Origin of the sequence: Microbacterium hydrocarbonoxydans, assembly GCF_023715885.1 — a bacterium.
GTDB classification, from domain to species: Bacteria; Actinomycetota; Actinomycetes; order Actinomycetales; family Microbacteriaceae; genus Microbacterium; species Microbacterium hydrocarbonoxydans_C.
In genome coordinates this window covers 400,562-416,303 of record NZ_JAMBOY010000001.1, presented here as the reverse complement: position 1 = coordinate 416,303, position 15,742 = coordinate 400,562, and the positions used below count along the sequence as shown (strand labels likewise).

Annotated in this window: 13 protein-coding genes; 8 read left to right on the top strand and 5 right to left on the bottom strand. The window is 68.7% G+C overall.

Annotated features, from left to right (window positions below; translation table 11 throughout):
* Window positions 1–5: 5 nt before the first annotated feature.
* The 5 genes from M3195_RS01930 to M3195_RS01910 all read left to right on the top strand — a co-directional run bounded on the left by M3195_RS01930 (window position 6) and on the right by M3195_RS01910 (window position 7,056).
* The gene (locus tag M3195_RS01930; protein WP_251584689.1) at window positions 6–902 is read left to right on the top strand and encodes a carbohydrate ABC transporter permease; all 897 of its coding nucleotides are present in this window, start codon (window positions 6–8) and stop codon (window positions 900–902) included.
* On the top strand, window positions 899–1,720 hold the full coding sequence (locus tag M3195_RS01925) for a carbohydrate ABC transporter permease (protein ID WP_251584687.1): 822 nt from the start codon (window positions 899–901) through the stop codon (window positions 1,718–1,720). The genes M3195_RS01930 and M3195_RS01925 overlap by 4 nt, the downstream gene beginning before the upstream one ends.
* Window positions 1,721–1,759: 39 nt before the next feature.
* A complete protein-coding gene (locus tag M3195_RS01920; protein WP_251584685.1) occupies window positions 1,760–2,701 on the top strand; it encodes an ROK family protein in 942 nt (313 codons plus the stop codon).
* Window positions 2,702–2,769: 68 nt separating this feature from the next.
* The gene (locus M3195_RS01915; RefSeq protein ID WP_251584683.1) at window positions 2,770–5,886 is read left to right on the top strand and encodes a glycoside hydrolase family 38 N-terminal domain-containing protein; all 3,117 of its coding nucleotides are present in this window, start codon (window positions 2,770–2,772) and stop codon (window positions 5,884–5,886) included.
* A gap of 60 nt (window positions 5,887–5,946) precedes the next feature.
* Window positions 5,947–7,056 (top strand): GntR family transcriptional regulator, encoded by a 1,110-nt coding sequence (locus M3195_RS01910; RefSeq protein ID WP_251584681.1) that lies wholly within the window; start codon window positions 5,947–5,949, stop codon window positions 7,054–7,056.
* 110 nt (window positions 7,057–7,166) lie between these two features.
* Here M3195_RS01910 and M3195_RS01905 read toward each other — a convergent pair whose 3' ends face one another.
* From M3195_RS01905 to M3195_RS01885, 5 genes are all read right to left on the bottom strand, one after another.
* On the bottom strand, window positions 7,167–8,270 hold the full coding sequence (locus tag M3195_RS01905) for a glycoside hydrolase family 76 protein (RefSeq protein ID WP_251584679.1): 1,104 nt from the start codon (window positions 8,268–8,270) through the stop codon (window positions 7,167–7,169).
* Window positions 8,271–8,366: 96 nt separating this feature from the next.
* Window positions 8,367–9,620 carry an ABC transporter substrate-binding protein gene (locus M3195_RS01900; protein WP_251584677.1) on the bottom strand — a complete coding sequence of 418 codons (1,254 nt, stop codon included), beginning with the start codon at window positions 9,618–9,620 and terminating at the stop codon, window positions 8,367–8,369.
* A gap of 46 nt (window positions 9,621–9,666) precedes the next feature.
* A complete protein-coding gene (locus M3195_RS01895; protein WP_251584675.1) occupies window positions 9,667–10,620 on the bottom strand; it encodes a carbohydrate ABC transporter permease in 954 nt (317 codons plus the stop codon).
* Window positions 10,620–11,579 carry a carbohydrate ABC transporter permease gene (locus M3195_RS01890; protein WP_251584673.1) on the bottom strand — a complete coding sequence of 320 codons (960 nt, stop codon included), beginning with the start codon at window positions 11,577–11,579 and terminating at the stop codon, window positions 10,620–10,622. Before M3195_RS01890 ends, M3195_RS01895 begins: the two co-directional genes overlap by 1 nt.
* The gene (locus tag M3195_RS01885; protein ID WP_251584671.1) at window positions 11,576–12,916 is read right to left on the bottom strand and encodes a glycoside hydrolase family 125 protein; all 1,341 of its coding nucleotides are present in this window, start codon (window positions 12,914–12,916) and stop codon (window positions 11,576–11,578) included. The genes M3195_RS01890 and M3195_RS01885 overlap by 4 nt, the downstream gene beginning before the upstream one ends.
* Before the next feature lie 188 nt (window positions 12,917–13,104).
* Here M3195_RS01885 and M3195_RS01880 point away from each other — a divergent pair, with 188 nt between their 5' ends.
* The 3 genes from M3195_RS01880 to gnd all read left to right on the top strand — a co-directional run bounded on the left by M3195_RS01880 (window position 13,105) and on the right by gnd (window position 15,697).
* On the top strand, window positions 13,105–13,548 hold the full coding sequence (locus tag M3195_RS01880) for a MerR family transcriptional regulator (protein ID WP_251584669.1): 444 nt from the start codon (window positions 13,105–13,107) through the stop codon (window positions 13,546–13,548).
* The gene (locus M3195_RS01875; protein ID WP_251584667.1) at window positions 13,545–14,525 is read left to right on the top strand and encodes an aldo/keto reductase; all 981 of its coding nucleotides are present in this window, start codon (window positions 13,545–13,547) and stop codon (window positions 14,523–14,525) included. Before M3195_RS01880 ends, M3195_RS01875 begins: the two co-directional genes overlap by 4 nt.
* 116 nt (window positions 14,526–14,641) lie before the next feature.
* Window positions 14,642–15,697 carry a phosphogluconate dehydrogenase (NAD(+)-dependent, decarboxylating) gene (gene gnd, locus M3195_RS01870; protein ID WP_251584665.1) on the top strand — a complete coding sequence of 352 codons (1,056 nt, stop codon included), beginning with the start codon at window positions 14,642–14,644 and terminating at the stop codon, window positions 15,695–15,697.
* Window positions 15,698–15,742 lie beyond the last annotated feature (45 nt).

The window sequence follows — 15,742 nt, the reverse complement described above, 5'->3', positions numbered from 1 at the left end:
GTCGGATGCCGGCTCACACCGCGCGACAGCGCGACGCCTGGGCCTTCATGGGCCCGGGCGTTGCGGTGGTCATCCTCGCGCTGTACGTCCCGGTGCTGTACACCGTCTACCTGAGCTTCACCGAGTACGACGGTCTCGGCGACCCTGAGTGGATCGGCGTCGAGAACTACGTGGAGATGTTCCGCGATCCGGCGATGCTCACCTCCATCCTCAACACGCTGGCCTGGGTGGGCGGCACCCTGCTCGTGCCCGTCGGACTCGGACTCCTCGTGGCGTATCTCGCCTACGGGCTGCCGGGCGCCGCGTGGCTGCGGGTGCCGTTCCTCATCCCCTACGCCCTGTCGGGCGTCGCGGTCGGTGTGATCTTCTCGTTCGTCCTGCAGAACGGCGGGGCGCTGTCGCAGGCCCTCGCATTCCTGAATCTGCCGGGCTCGGAGCTGCGATGGTTGCAGGATGCGCCGCTGAACACGGTCGTGATGATCCTCGCGGCATCGTGGCAGGGCGTGGGCGTGAACGCGCTGCTCTTCACGGTCGGACTGCAGTCGATCCCCAAGGAGCCTCTGGAGGCCGCGAAGCTCGACGGCGCAGGAGGGTTCCGACTCTTCGGCTCGATGGTCTGGCCCCTGCTGCGACCGACCACGACGATCGTCGTCGGCCTCTCGATCGTGAACAGCCTCAAGACGTTCGACATCGTGCAGTCGATGACCCAGGGCGGGCCGAACCGCGTGTCGGAGACGCTCGGCGTGACGATGTATCGCGAGACGTTCCTCAACAACGAGTACGGCATGGGCTCGGCCGTCGCCATCTTCCTCACGGTCGTCACCGTCGCGGCGTCCGTCATCTACCTGCGCCGTCAGCTCTCGCTCGGCGACGGCGCACCGAAGGGAGCGCAGCGCGCATGATCTCGAAGATCCTCCGCTACGGCATCCTCATCGCGATGGGCATTGTCTGGCTCCTCCCGATCTACCTGCTCCTCGCGAATGCGGGCAAAGTGACCTCCGAGTACTCCGGGTCGCGACTGTGGGAACCGGGCAACCTCGGGAGCCTGTGGACGAACATCGTCGATGTCTTCACGACGACCGATGTGCCGTCCGGTCTGTTCATCACCCTCGTCTACGCCATCATCGCGCCGTTCATCGCGGTGGTGCTCGGAGCCGCGGTCGGCTACGCCGTGATCGCGCTGAAGCTCAAGCACGGGTTCTTCTGGTTCTTCGTCATCTTCTGCGGCACGGTCTTCCCGTTGCAGCTCATGGTGATCCCGCTGTTCGCCGCCTACTCGCAGGTCGGGCTCTTCGACACCGCCGTGGGCATGATCCTCATCTACTCGGTCGTCTGTCTGCCGTTCTCGGCGTTCGTCATGCGCAACTTCTTCGCAGGCATCGCCGAGTCCGTCTTCGAGGCGGCCGTGGTGGACGGAGCGAAGCCCTGGCGCATCTTCACCCAGATCTACCTGCCGATGTCGCGCAGCGCACTGGTGGTCGTCTTCATCCTGCAGGCGACCTGGGTGTGGAACGACTTCCTGCTCGCGCTCATCCTCACGCAGAGTTCGGAGACCCGTCCTGTCATGCCCCTGCTGCAGGCGCTGCAGTCGGTGCAGGGCGGCGGTTCGGCCTTCACGGTGCTGCTGACGGCGGCGCTGCTGGTCTCCATCCCGACCGCCCTGCTGTTCATGTTCACGCAGCGCACGTTTCAGCGCGGTCTCGCTCTGGGGCAGTACTGAACGATGCCCGCCGCGACGCAGGATGCGAGAGTACGTGTGATGAGCGACGACGCACGAGACGCAGCCGGGATGCCGGAGGTGTCGCCGTACGGTGTGATCGAGGTCGGCGGGAGTCATGCGACGGCGGCGACTGTCGAGGTCACCGCATCGTCGGCGCGGGTCGTGGAGTCGGCGACGCGAGCGCTCGATCCGGCGCTGCCGGCGGACGAGCTCCTCGACACGTTCGTCGCACCGGCGCGGCGACTGGGCGGAACCTCTTCCGTCCGCTGGGTCGTCGCGATGCCGGGGCCGTTCGACTACGAGCGGGGCGTCGGCATCTTCGGCGACGTCGCCAAGTTCGACGCCCTCCGCGGCGTCGACGTGCGCGAGGGTATGGCTGCACGTCTCGGCCTCGCGCCCGAGCGCATCTCCTTCGTGAACGACGCCGCCGCCTACGCACTGGGGGAGTGGGCGTTCGGCGCCGACACCCGGGCTGACCGCCAGGTCTGCGTCACGCTCGGAACCGGCGTCGGATCGGCCTTTCTCGACCGCGGGCGGATCGTCACCGCCGGCGAAGGAGTGCCGCCCGACGGCTGGGTGTATCCCCTCGAGTTCGACGGCCGGCCCCTCGAGGACACGATCTCGACAAGAGCCATCGTCGCGGAGAACACTCGTCGCACCGGTCGAGTCTGCACCGTGAAGGAGATCGCGTCCGAGGCGGCGAAGGGTCAGGAGGATGCCGCGGCAGTGCTCGACCGCGCGATGCACGCACTCGGGCTCGCGCTCGCGCCCTGGCTGGCGTCGTTCGGCGCCGACCGGCTGACCGTCGGCGGGTCGATGGTGCGCTCCTGGCCGGTGCTGGTCGGCGCCCTCCACGACGGGCTCACGCAGGGTGGCGCCCCCGACCGGCTCGAGGTCGTCCCGTCGCGGCTCCTCGATGCCGCCCCGCTTCTCGGCGCCGCCCACTGGCTCCGTGCTCGCGACCTTCCCGCATCCTCCTGAACGTCCCGCTTCCCCTGACCTTCCCGCCATCGACTGATCCCCGCACCCCGACCCTGGAGCAACCGATCATGAAACCGTCCCTGATCTCCGCAAGCCCGTGGACCGGAGAGGAGGCCCGCGAAGGGCTTCTCGAGCGAGCGACCGCCGCCGTGGCCATCGTCGGCTCGCACACCGTTCGCGTCATACCCGAGCCGTTGCAGCGGCAGGCGGGAGGGCAGAGCGCTCGCAGCGTGCGGGTGGTGATCGAAGGTGACCGCGCCGCCGACGCCGATGCGCTCGATGTGCAGATCGTCGATGCCGAGGGCCGGCCGCTCGGGCTCGAACGGGCGACCGCTCCCGTGGGTTCGGTGCGCGTGCTGGTGCCGGCATCCGCCGACCCCGTCGATGTGGTGGTGCGCGTGCCCGATCTCGGGGAGGAGTCGATCCCCGTGCGGCTCGACGGCGTCCGTCCCTGGAGCGTGCACGTCGTGCATCACTCCCACTTCGACTTCGGATACACCGACCCGCAGGCCGCGGTGATCGCGAATCAGCGGTCGTACCTCGATTCGGCGGTGGAGCTGATCGGTCGCACCGCGGACTGGCCGGAGGAATCGCGCTTCCGCTGGAACGCGGAGGCGCTGTGGTCCTTCGACGACTGGGAGCGCCATCGCACTCCTACCGAGATCGACGAGCTCGTGCGCCTCGTGAAGGAGGGATCGATCGGGCTGAGCGCGATGCCGTACAACCTGCACACCGACACGTGCTCGACCGACGAGCTGCACGAACTGCTCGCCTCGGCGCGTCGGATCCGCGACCAGTACGGCATCTCGTTCCGGAGCGCGATGCAGACCGACGTTCCCGGCCAGGTCGCCGGGCTCCCCGACGCCCTCGCCGACCTCGGGGTGCGGTATCTCGCCGTCGCGCACAACTGGGCCGGTCGATCCGAGCCGCATCGCAACGGCGGACTGGACAACCCCCGGATGTTCCGCTGGAAGTCGCCGGCCGGCAAGTCGGTGCTCGTGTGGATGACCGACAGCCCGCACGGGCTCGCATACATCGAGGGCCCGATGGTCGGATTCACCGAGTCGTTCGAGACCCTCGAGACCGTGTTCTCGGCTTACCTCACGGCGCTGTCGACGAAGGGCTATCCGTTCCCCCCGGGTGTGTTCGGTGCGCACGGCGAGGAGGACCCCGGCCGTCAGCTGTATCCGTGGGACGTCCTGCATGTGCGCACGCAGGGCTTCATGGGCGACAACGGCCCCGCTCGCCTTCACCTCTCGGAGCAGGTGCGGCAGTGGAACGAGACCTGGGAGTACCCGCGCCTGAGGGTCTCGCGCAACGAGGACTTCTTCGAAGATGCGGAGGCCCGCTACGGCGACGAGCTCGTGACCTTCGAGGGTGACTGGGGGGACTGGTGGGTCGAGGGTGTCGGGTCGGGCGCGGTTCCCCTCGCCCTCGCCCGCGAGGCACAGGTAGGCGCACCCGTCGCGCGCTCGATCTCGCAGCTGTCCCGGTGGAGCGGCGGCGACCCGGTCGCCTCCGAGGGAGCCGACGCCCGTGCGGCGTACGAGGCGATCTCGATGTTCAACGAGCACACCTGGGGAGCCAGCAACTCCTGGACCCACGGCGACGAGGGGTACGACTCAGGGGAGCGGCAGTGGCAGTGGAAGGTCGGGCATGCCATCGCCGCCCATCAGCGCACGGTCGACGCGACCGAACTGGCGCTCCACCACCTCGGGCAGGCCGTCGCCCCGGCGGCGGATGCCCTGGCGAGCTACGTCGTCGTGAACGTCGCGGGTCACGCCCGGACGACCACCGCGCGGGTGCTCGTGAAGGAGTCGCAGGTCGGGCTCGATGAGCACTTCTCGGTCGTGGATGCACGATCGGGTGACGTCGTGCCCCACACCCTCGAAGATCAGGGCAACTCGCTGCACCGCGAGTCGGGCCGGTGGATCACCTTCCCGGTCGCCGACGCACCAGGGGTCGGGTGGGTGCGGTTCGATCTCGTGGCCGCGGACGATCCGGCGGCGGCGGCCACCGAACATCCGCTGCAGACCGGACGCCGGGAGGACATCCTCGTGCTCGAGAACGAGCACATCCGGGTCGAGGTCGACGACCGGCGGTCGGTGATCCGCTCGCTGGTCGAGAAGTCCACAGGCCGAGAGTGGGTGAACGGCGACTCTTTCACCGGGTTCAACGGCTACGTGTACGACACCTACGGCAGCTCGGGCGCCGGGGTGAATCACCTCGCGAACAAGCTCTCGGTGTCGCCGCGGCTCGAGCTGCTGGCCTCGCGAACCGTCGGCCGGTCGGCCGTCGTCGTGGAGCGCGTGGACGACGCGGTCGAGCAGCGGCTCGTGTACGAGTTCCCCGCCGACGGCGTGGACGCGGTGCGCGTCACGCTGCGACTGCGGCACGGCGACCCGACGCTGCTGATCGAGAACCGCGTCAGCAAGCCCGTCACGCGGGTCAAGGAGAGCGGGTACTTCGTGTTCCCGTTCGCCGCGGTCGATCCCACGGTTCGGCTCGAGGTCTCCGGAGGGGTGACCGGCGACGGCATCACGCACATCCCGGGAGCACCGCAGCACATGCGTGCCATCCGCAACTGGGTCACGGTCGCCGACGGCGCCGACGCGATCGCCTGGGCCACGAAGGATGCACCGCTCGTGCAGACCGGTTCTATCGCGTTGCCGTACTCGCCGTTCCCCGCCAGCACGTCGCCGGATGAACCGTCGACGGTGATCTCGTGGTTCCACAACAACGTCTGGGACACGAACTTTCCGATCGAGCAGGGGTTCACGGCGACGTTCTCCTACGCGATCGGCGTGCGCGCCGCGGAATCGCAGAGCGTCGAAGCACTGGCCGTGTCGACGGCATCCGCGGTCGCCAAGCCGCTGCTCGCTATCGCCGCTGCCGGGCGAGGCGCTGCCGAGCCGGCGGCCTCTTTCCTGCGCCTCGACGACGACCGCGTCGCGGTGATCGGCGTCGGCGCGGCCGAGGAACCGGGATGGTCGCGGGTGCGTCTGCAATCGTTCGCCGACGAGCCGACACGGGTACGCATCACGCTCGCCGGGACGGATGCCACGCGCCGCACGACTCTCCTCGGCGACCCGGCCGGCGACCTCACGGTCGACGGTGGCGCGGTGACGCTGGAGCTGGCGCCGTTCGAGACGACAGCCGTGGAGATGCGGACCCAGGGCCGCTGAGTCCGCGCGACGCTCTCTCACCCTGTAGATTAAATATAACTATTCGGGTGAGGGGGCGCCGTGCTCTACAAGCGGGTCTACGAAGCCCTGCGCGACTCCATCGCGCAGGGCATCTACACGGTCGGTGACAAGCTCCCCACCGAGGCGGAGCTGTCGAAGCAGTTCGAGGTCAGCCCCATCACGGTCAAGCGGGCGCTCGACCTGCTCCGCACCGACGGCATGATCATGCGTCGTCCGCGCATCGGCACGGTCGTCACGAGCGCGACGCCGACGGCATCCAACGCCCGCGTCGCGGGGGAGTCCGACGGCGGGCCGTCGCTCATCGGCTGCGTCATCACGAGCTTCGACGACACCTTCGGCAACAAGGTGATCGAGGGCATCCTCGCCGCCGCCGGAGCCGACACTCACATCGTGATCAAGCGCTCGGGCGGCGACCTCGCCGAGGAGGACGCCTGCATCCGCGCGCTCGTGGACGCCGGCGTCGAGGGACTGCTCCTGCTGCCGAGCTCGTCGGAGTACATCCCGCCGGCCGCGCTCGAACTCGTCGCGAGGAAGTTCCCCGTCGTGATCCTCGACCGGCTGTTCGACGGCATCCCCGTGTCGGCCGTGTGCTCCGACAACCTCGCCGGCGGACGCGCGGCCACCGAGCACCTGCTCGAGCTCGGCCATCAGACGATCGGCTTCATCAGCTCGGCGAGTCACGTGTCATCGAGCGACGACCGCCGAAACGGCTACATCCACGCGCACGCGATGAACCACCTCCCGCTCGAGAACCGGGCGGAGCTGCGCACCATCGGGTCGACGGTGCCCGGCAGCTCCGAGACCACCGAGCACGATATCGCCCGCCTGGTCGAGTTCGTCGAGCAGCATCCCGACATCACGGGATACGTGGTCGGCGAGTACAACATCGCGCTGATGCTGCGCGAGGCTTGCGACCGTCTGGGCCGCGAGGTGCCAGCCGACATCTCGATCGTGTGCTTCGACCACCCCGACGCCTTCTTCGACACCCGCCTGTTCCGGTACACGCACATCCGTCAGCAGCAGCGTCAGCTGGGCGAGAAGGGCGTGGAGTCCGTGCGGCGTCACATCGCCGCCCCGAGCGAGATCGAGAAGGTCGTGCTGCCGGTCGAGCTGGTGGTCGGAGCGTCGTCGACCGCGCCGCGGCGCTGACCCCGCCTGCCCGCGCGCCGCTCCCCCTCACGCGACGTGGCACCTCCTGTAGGAGTTCGCGAGGAATTCCTACAGGAGGTGCCAACCGAAGGGGCGGGGCGAGGATGCCGTCAGCCGGCGACCCCCACGGACGCCGTCGTCGCGGCATCCGCCCCGGCATCCCGTGCCTCAAGACGCGCCCGCTGCTCGACCGCGAACACCGCACTGAGCAGCGTCGAGTACGGGATCCACTCGACCGGCGGCTTCGACCAGTCGTTGCCCGGGCGCAGGTGCCCGTCGACGAGGCCGTTGGCCCACAGGGCGTCGGTGCCCGAGCGGAGGAAGCTCTCGAGCGCAGCCTTCTCGTCGGCATACTCGTCGTCATCAGCGAGCGCCGCGAGAAGTTCGCCGAGGTAGCGGTAGAACACGCCCTTGAACAATCCCTCGTCACCGCCGTCGCCCTCGTCGGGGAAGACGGTCCCGTCGCTGAGCTCGCGCACCGCGGTCATCGCCGTCTGCACGGCCCGATCGAGATAGGCGCGGTCGCCGGTGGCGGCGTGCAGCTCGACCGCGGCGCCGACGTACAGGCCCTGGTTGTAGGTGAACCGCCACTGCGTGTCGACCCGGCCGTCCTGCTCCCGGTTGACGCCGTCTTCGACGAATCCGTCCGCGCCGACGAGGTTCGCCGTCAGCCAGTCGAACGCCCGCCGCGCGTAGCCGAGATAGTCGCGGGAGTCGTCGAGGCGGCTGAGCCGGACGCCGAGGATGACGAGCGGTCCGTTCGCGGGCGTGTTCTTGTAGTACAGCTGCTGCTCGCGCCAGGCCAGACTCTCGCCGAGGGTGTCGTTCCAGCCCTCCGCGATGACGTGGTCCCAGATCGCGATCGCCTCGTCGAGGAACCGCTGCTCGCCGGTCGCGCGGTGTACGCGCTCCAGCGCGAGCGCGAACCACAGCATGTCGTCGAAGTAGTCGTTGAACAGCTGGCCGCCGTTGCGCTCGACGATGTTGTCGCGGGCGGCGATCGCGCGGTCCATCCATTCCCGGTCCCCGGTGCGCAGTCCGGCGTCGACGCGGGCGTCGATCACGTGGGCGAGCCACCAGTAGTTGAAGACCTCGGTGTTGCCGCGGTCGTGCGGGTGGCTGTTCGCGAGGAACTGGATGCCGTCGGCACCGAACCAGTGGTCGATGCTGTGCTGGGCGATGTCGGCTCGCGCCGACCAGGAGGTGTCGTTCATGTGTCCTTCTCGTCTGGGGGTTTCGAATCGCGCACCGGGCAACCGGCACGCCGCCGAGGCTGCACAGTGCGCGATTCGAAAGCCGGGGGAGTCCGGTCAGCGGTTCTGCGCGAGGATCTGGTCGCCCTGTTCCTGTGCCTCCTTGAGTGCCTGCTCCGCCGAGATCTCGCCGGAGAGGAAGCGCTCGAGCGCCGGCACGAGAGCCTTGCCCTCGACGTCGGAGAAGCCCTGCACGTTCGGGCGGGTCTGCGCGTAGTTCATGGCCTCGATGAAGGCGGCGTAGTGCTCGTCCTCGGTGAAGTAGGGGTCGTTCGCGGCCTCGATGTTGGCGGGGATCCACCCGGCGATCTCGCCGAAGGCCACACCGTTCTCGGGTTCGGTCGTCCACCACTTCATGAACTCCCACGCGCCCTCGGCGTTCTTCGCGCCCTCGGGGATGACGAGTCCGAAGCCGCCCATGTAGGCGCCCTTGCCGCCGTTCGGGCCGGCCGGCGGCTGCACGACGCCGTACTCGAGCCCGTCGACCTGGTCGAGCGTCGACAGCGCCCACGGCCCGTCGAGCTTCATGGCGGTCTTGCTCTCGGCGAAGGAGTCGCCGGTGTCGCCGAAGCCCTGCTCGTACACGTCGGCGTCGAGCAGGCTCTGCCAGAACTTCAGCACCTCGAGGCCCTCGGGGCTGTTGAACGCGGTCTTGGTCTCGTCGTCGTTCAGTAGCTGACCGCCGGCCTGCGCGAGGTACATGTTGAACAGTCCGGGGTCGCTGAGGTCGAGCCCCGCCTGGGTGAGCTTGTTCCCGTCCTTGACCGTGAGCGCCTCGGCGGCGGTCTTCAGTTCGTCCCAGTTCGTTGGCGGCGTGACGCCGGCATCGTCCAGCAGGGTCTGGTTGAAGAGCAGCGACCGGTTGTCGACGAGCAGCGGCAGACCGTAGAGCTCTCCGTCGACCTCCATCTCGCCGAGGGCGGGCTCGTAGAAGATGCTCGTGTCGACGGCATCCTCCTTCACGAACTCGTCGATCGGGGCGAGCGCGCCCTTCGGGGCGTAGAGCGAGGTCTGATAGCGGTCCCAGAGCACTACGTCGGGCACCTGGCCGCCGGCGAGGGAGGTGAGCAGCTTCTCCTCGACGAGTTCCTGCGGGACGTACGAGACCTCGTACTCGTCCTGCGACTCGTTGAATCGCGCTGCCTGCTCCTCGAGCTGATCGACCTGGTCGCCCGACCAGGATCCCCACATCACGACGGGTTCGGGGCCGTCGGCGCTGCCGCCGCCGGAGTCTCCGGACGCGCAGCCGGCAACGGTGACGGCCAGGGTGGCCGTGGCGATGACGGCCAGGGCGCGCAGGTTCTTCTTCATCGAATTCTCCTCGGTGGATGGTGGTGCTGTGGTGGTGGGAAGGGGGCTATTTGGTGCCGACGTGCGCGACGCCCTCGATGATCCAGCGCTGCGCGAAGAGGAACACGAGCAGCACGGGAAGGCTGGCGATCACGGTTCCGGCCATGAGCGGGCCGTACGCGGTCTCGTAGTTGTTGACGAACGACGCGAGGCCGACCTGGACGGTCATCATGTCCTGGCTGTTGAGCACGATCAGCGGCCAGAGGAAGTTGTTCCAGCCGGCCTGGAAGCTGATGATGCCGAGCACGGCGAGTCCGGCCTTGGCGAGCGGGAAGTAGATGACCGTGAAGATGCGGAACTCGCTCGCGCCGTCGATGCGGGCGGCTTCGCCGAGCTCGTCGGGCAGCGTCTCGAAGAACTGCTTCATGAAGAACACCGCGAAGGCGCCGGCGGCTCCCGGGATGATGACGGCCCAGTAGGTGTTGATGAGGCCGAGACCGCCCTGGCCGAGTACGTCGTTGCCTCCGGCGAACGGGATGCCGCGCAGGATGAGGAACGACGGGATCATCGTGATGATGCCGGGGATCATGAGCGACGACAGGAACACGGCGAACACTGCCGCGCGGCCCTTGAACCGCAGCTTCGCGAGCGCGTATCCGCCGAGGGCGCCGAAGAAGATGTTCGTCGCCGCGCCGCCAAGACCGAGAACGAGCGAGTTGACGAAGTAGCGCCCGAACGGCACCTCCTCGAACACCTGCAGGTAGTTCTCGATCGTCGGATTCGCGGGGATGAGGTTGAGGGCACCGGAGAGGATCTCACTGGCCGGTTTCAGCGACGTCGAGATCGTCCAGACGAGCGGCGCGACCGTGACGACGCTGATGAGGATGACGCCGACGTACCAGCCGATCGTGGCGAGACGCTGCCGCGGGGTCTTGCGCCGCGAGGTCGGGATCGGGGCGAGCGTGGTGCCCGCGGCGATCGAGGTGGCGACGGTACGGGGTCCGCTGAGGGTGTTCGTCATCACGCGTCCCTCCTGTTCGTGAGCCTGGCGTTGACCAGGGAGAAGACGAGGATGATGAGGAACAGCACGAACGACAGGGCGGAGGCGTAGCCCATCTCGAGCGCCCCGAAGCCCTTGTTGTAGATGTAGTAGACCATCGTGACGGTCGAGTTGCCCGGCCCGCCCTTGGTGAGCACGTAGGCCTGGTCGAACACCTGGAACGCGCCGATGATGAGCAGCGTCGACACGAGGAACGTCGTGCGGGTGAGCGACGGCAGAGTGACGTAGCGGAATTGCTGCCAGGCGTTCGCGCCGTCGAGCCGCGCCGCCTCGTACAGCTCGCCCGGCACGCCCTGCAGCCCGCCGAGGAAGATGATCATGTTGGCGCCGAAGCCGGCCCAGACGCTCATCATGACGATCGCGATCATCGCCCACTGCGACTCGTACAGCCACGCGGGGCCGTCGATGCCGAACCAGCTGAGCACCACGTTGAGCAGACCGCTCTGCGGGTTCAGCATCCAGAACCAGATGGTGGCAGTCGCGACGGTCGAGGCGACGACCGGGATGTAGAACAGGGTGCGGAACAGCCGCACCGCGCGGTGACGGCGGTTGAGCAGCAGGGCGGTGCCGAGGGCGACGATGAGCCCCGCTGGCACGTAGAGCAGCGTGTAGTAGGCGGTGTTGCGCAGCGCGATCCAGAAGAACGGATCGACGGCGATGTTCAGATAGTTCTCGAGGCCGAGCCATTCGAAGTCCCCGACGATCGCGTAGTCGGTGAAGCTCAGCACGAGCGCCATGACGATCGGCAGCGCCATGAAGACGACGAACAGCACACCCGGCACGAGCAGGAACAGCCAGGCGTTCCAGGTCATCTGGCGCGCAGAGGGGTTGCGCGGCTTGCGGGCCTTCGCGGGACGGGCCGAGCCCGCCGGCGTCTTCGGAGAGACGGATGCCGGCTCCGCGGTCATCTGCGCGCTCATGCCGGCCGTGCCTCGGTCAGGGGCTCGTGCCGCAGGGGCTCACGGCGCAGGGCGCGCAGTCCTGTGATGTCGAGCACCAGCTCGCAGAACATCGCGTTCGCCCACGAGAACCACTCGCGCGTGAACACCGACGGATCGGTGGCGAGGAAGGACTCGTGCATGAGGCCGGTCCCGGCATCCGTCTCGAGGAGCAGCCGCAGGATGCGCTGCTTCTCGCTCTGATCGTCGGTGGTGAGCGCTTCGATGCAGAGTCCGATCGGCCAGATGTGCCCGGCCGGGGTGTGCGGGCTGCCGAGTCCGCGCGCCTCGTCGCCCCAGGGGAGGGTGCCCGAGACGAAGGTCGGGTTGGCGCCGCTGAGAATCCAGGAGCGGGTCGAGAGGTAGAGGGGGTCGTCGGTTCCGCTCCAGCCGATCAGCGGCAGGGAGAGCAGGCTCGGCACGTTCGCGTCGTCGAGGAGCAGGATGCCGCCGCGGCCGTCGACCTCGTAGGCGTACACCGGTCCGTGGTCGGGGGTGTCGACGACCGCGTGCTGCGCGATGCCCCGCTCGATGTCGGTGCGGAGGTCGCGGGCGCTCGCCGCGAGCGCGGGGTCGTCGAGAACGGCCGTGGCGATGGCCTCGATGTGCTGCAGCTCGACGGCGGCGAACATGTTTCCCGGCACGTTGTAGCCGTACTCGCAGGCGTCGTCGCTCGGGCGGAACGCCGACCAGGTCATGCCGGTCGGCGCGGTCTCGCTGCCGCGGCCGTCGCGCACGAGGGTGTCGGTCGACGGGCAGTCGAACCGTTGGAAGCGGTACGTCGATCGGGCTTCGTGCTCCTGCTCGGTGCGCCACAGCGCGATGATGGCGCGGGCCACGCGGGCGAAAGGCTCGCCGAGGTGGTCGGTGCGGCCGGTCAGCGTCCACAGGTCGTGGGCGAGCTGCACGGGGTAGCAGAGCGAGTCGACCTCGTACTTGCGTTCCCACACCCACGGCGACTGCTCGGTGAGGTCGCTCTGGTGTCCGCTGCCGTCGGCGGCCGCGTTGAAGGCGTTCGCGTAGGGGTCGAGCAGCACGTAGTCGATCTGGCGCCGTGAGACGGCGGCGATCATGTCGCTGATCGCCGGGTCCTCGGCCGCGAAGTGCAGGTAGGGGCCGAGCTGCGCGGTGGAGTCACGCAGCCACATCGCGGGGATGTCGCCGGTGAGCATGAACAGCGTGCCGTCGGGCATCTCCCGCAGCGTGGTGCCGAGGGTGTTCTCGAAGCAGCGCTCGAACATTGCCGCCGTGGCCTCGTCGGCGCGGGCGCGCACGCGCTCCGCCACGGAGTGGATGAAGGCCGAATGGGTCTGAGCCACGATGCTCCTCGGTCGATCTCGGGTCGCCCCGCTCTGGGCGACATCGCCACTGTAGCTCGAAACACGTATTAAAGCTATTTATATTTATAAATATACGGAGCGAGTCGAGTTCCATACCTATCGCTTTCTCCGCGCCGCCCCACGGTCCCGCTTGACCTGCACCGCGGTTCAGGTCGGAGGATGAACCCATGGAAGAGATCGCACTGCCACCCCTCGATGTCGTCGTGCCTCCGGAGGGCCTGACGATCGGCGATGTCGCCCGTGTGACGGGGCTGCCGGTGTCGACCCTGCGCTTCTACGAGCGACGCGGGCTGATGCTCGACCCGACACCCCGCGACCCGGGCAATCGGCGTCGCTACGACGAGAGCGACCTCGCGTGGATCGGCGGGCTGCTCATGCTGCGGGCGACGGGGATGCCGGTCTCCGAGATGCGCGAGCTCGCGGAGCTGTCACGGCGTGGGGGCACCGAGCGGGAGAGGCTCCGCATCCTGCAGGCGCATCGCGAGCTCGTGCTCGCACGGTTGGAGGAGACGCGGCGCCACCTCGCCGCGCTCGACACGAAGATCGACGCGTATCGGCGCGCGATCGCAGACCGCGAGCTGCCGGCTCGCACGGAAGGACGACACGCATGAAGCATTCGGCACTCGGCGACGGACTCACGGTGTCGTCGGTCGGACTCGGCGCGATGGGGATGAGCGCCTTCTACGGTCCCACCGACGAGCAGGAGGCGATCGCCACGCTGCGGCACGCGGTCGACATCGGGGTCACCTTCATCGACACGGCCGAGGCGTACGGGCCGTTCGAGAATGAGAAGCTCATCGGGCGTGCGCTCGGTGCGCGGCGCGACGAGATCACCCTCGCGACCAAAGCGTCGTCGGAGACGGATGACGACGGCACGGTGCACGGGCGGAACGGCAGCCCCGAATACATCCGCCGTGCATGCGAGCGATCGCTGCGGCATCTGGGTACTGACGTCATCGACCTCTACTACCTGCACCGGGTCGACCCGAACGTGCCCATCGAAGACAGCGTCGGCGCGCTCGCGGAGCTCGTGCGCGAGGGCAAGGTGCGGCACATCGGGTTGTCGGAGGCGTCGGCCCCGACGCTACGTCGCGCGCACGCCGTGCATCCGATCGCGGCCGTGCAGTCGGAGTTCTCGCTGTTCGCTCGCGACATGCTGCGCAACGACGAGAAGGCCACGGCGGACGAGCTCGGCATCGGCGTGGTCGCGTTCTCGCCTCTGGGGCGGGGGACGCTGACCGACAGCATCCGCTCGCTCGACGAACTGGATGCCGGGGACGCGCGCCGTCGCCTGCCGCGCTTCCAGCCGGAGGCGTTCGCGGCGAACCGTCGCCTCGTCGAACGCGTCGAGGCGGTCGCCCGCGACAAGGGAGCGACGGTCGCGCAGATCGCGCTCGCGTGGGTGCTGTCGGAGGGGGTCGTGCCGATTCCCGGGACGCGGCGCCGCCCTCGGCTCGACGAGAACGCGGCCGCGGCCGACATCCCGCTCACGGCCGAGGACCGGATGCGGTTGGCGGAGGCTCTTCCCGAGAGCGAGGTCGTCGGTTCCCGGGACGGCATCGACGCGCCCGACGGGGTCGACCGCTGACCACCCGCACCGCCGGACCCACCCACCTCGCCGCGAAACGCGCCACCCCCTTTGGTCGCAGCCCGCGGGCGTGTGAGGATGACGGCATCCCCTGCTCGGCGATGGAAGGAACCCTCATGCAGATCGCGATGATCGGACTCGGACGGATGGGCGCCAACATCGTGCGCCGCCTGATGCGCGACGGACATGACTGCGTCGTCTACGACGTGAACGCGGATGCCGTGCAGGCACTCGTCGCGGAGGGCGCCGTCGGCGCCGACAGCATGGCCGATCTCGCGTCGAAGCTCGAGGCTCCGCGGGCCGTGTGGATGATGGTGCCGGCTGGCCTCACCGGGGCGGTCGCCGATGAGGCGGCGGCGGTGCTCGAGGAGGGCGACATCCTCATCGACGGCGGCAACTCGAACTACCGCGACGACGTCCGTCGGGCGAAGGCGCTGAAGGAGCGCGGCATCCACTACGTCGACGTGGGCACGAGCGGCGGCGTCTTCGGACTCGACCGCGGCTACTGCCTCATGGTCGGCGGGCCGGACGAGGCCGTGCAGCGCATCGAGCCGATCCTGAAGACGATCGCGCCGGGCGCGGGCGAGATCGAGCGCACCCCCGGGCGCACCGGCGAGCTCGGCCCGGAGGAGCTCGGCTACCTGCACTGCGGTCCCTCGGGCGCGGGGCACTTCGTGAAGATGGTGCACAACGGCATCGAGTACGGCATCATGGCGTCGATCGCCGAGGGGCTGAACCTGCTGCACAACGCGGATGCCGGGGTGCGCGAGGCCGAGCACTCCGCCGAGATCGCGCCGCTGGAGGAGCCGGAGTACTACCAGTTCCCCATCGACACCGCGAAGGTGTCGGAACTGTGGCGGCGCGGATCGGTCATCTCGTCGTGGCTGCTCGACCTCACGGCGGCGGCGTTGGCTGAGAACCCGACGCTCGACGGGCTGGCCGGTCGCGTGTCCGACTCGGGCGAGGGTCGCTGGACCGTCAAGGCCGCGGTCGACGTCGGCGTGCCGGTGCCGGTGCTCGCAGCATCCCTCTTCGAGCGCTTCGCGTCTCGCGATGAAGACCGCTTCGCGAACCAGGTGCTCTCGGCGATGCGTCTGCAGTTCGGTGGGCACAAGGAGCTCCCGGCCGGCGACGTGCTCGAGGCCGGCTCCCGCAAGGCCGAGTCCAACTGATCGGCGGCGCGCTCTCCCCCGGGTCGTCGAGCGAGCGTCGCGAGA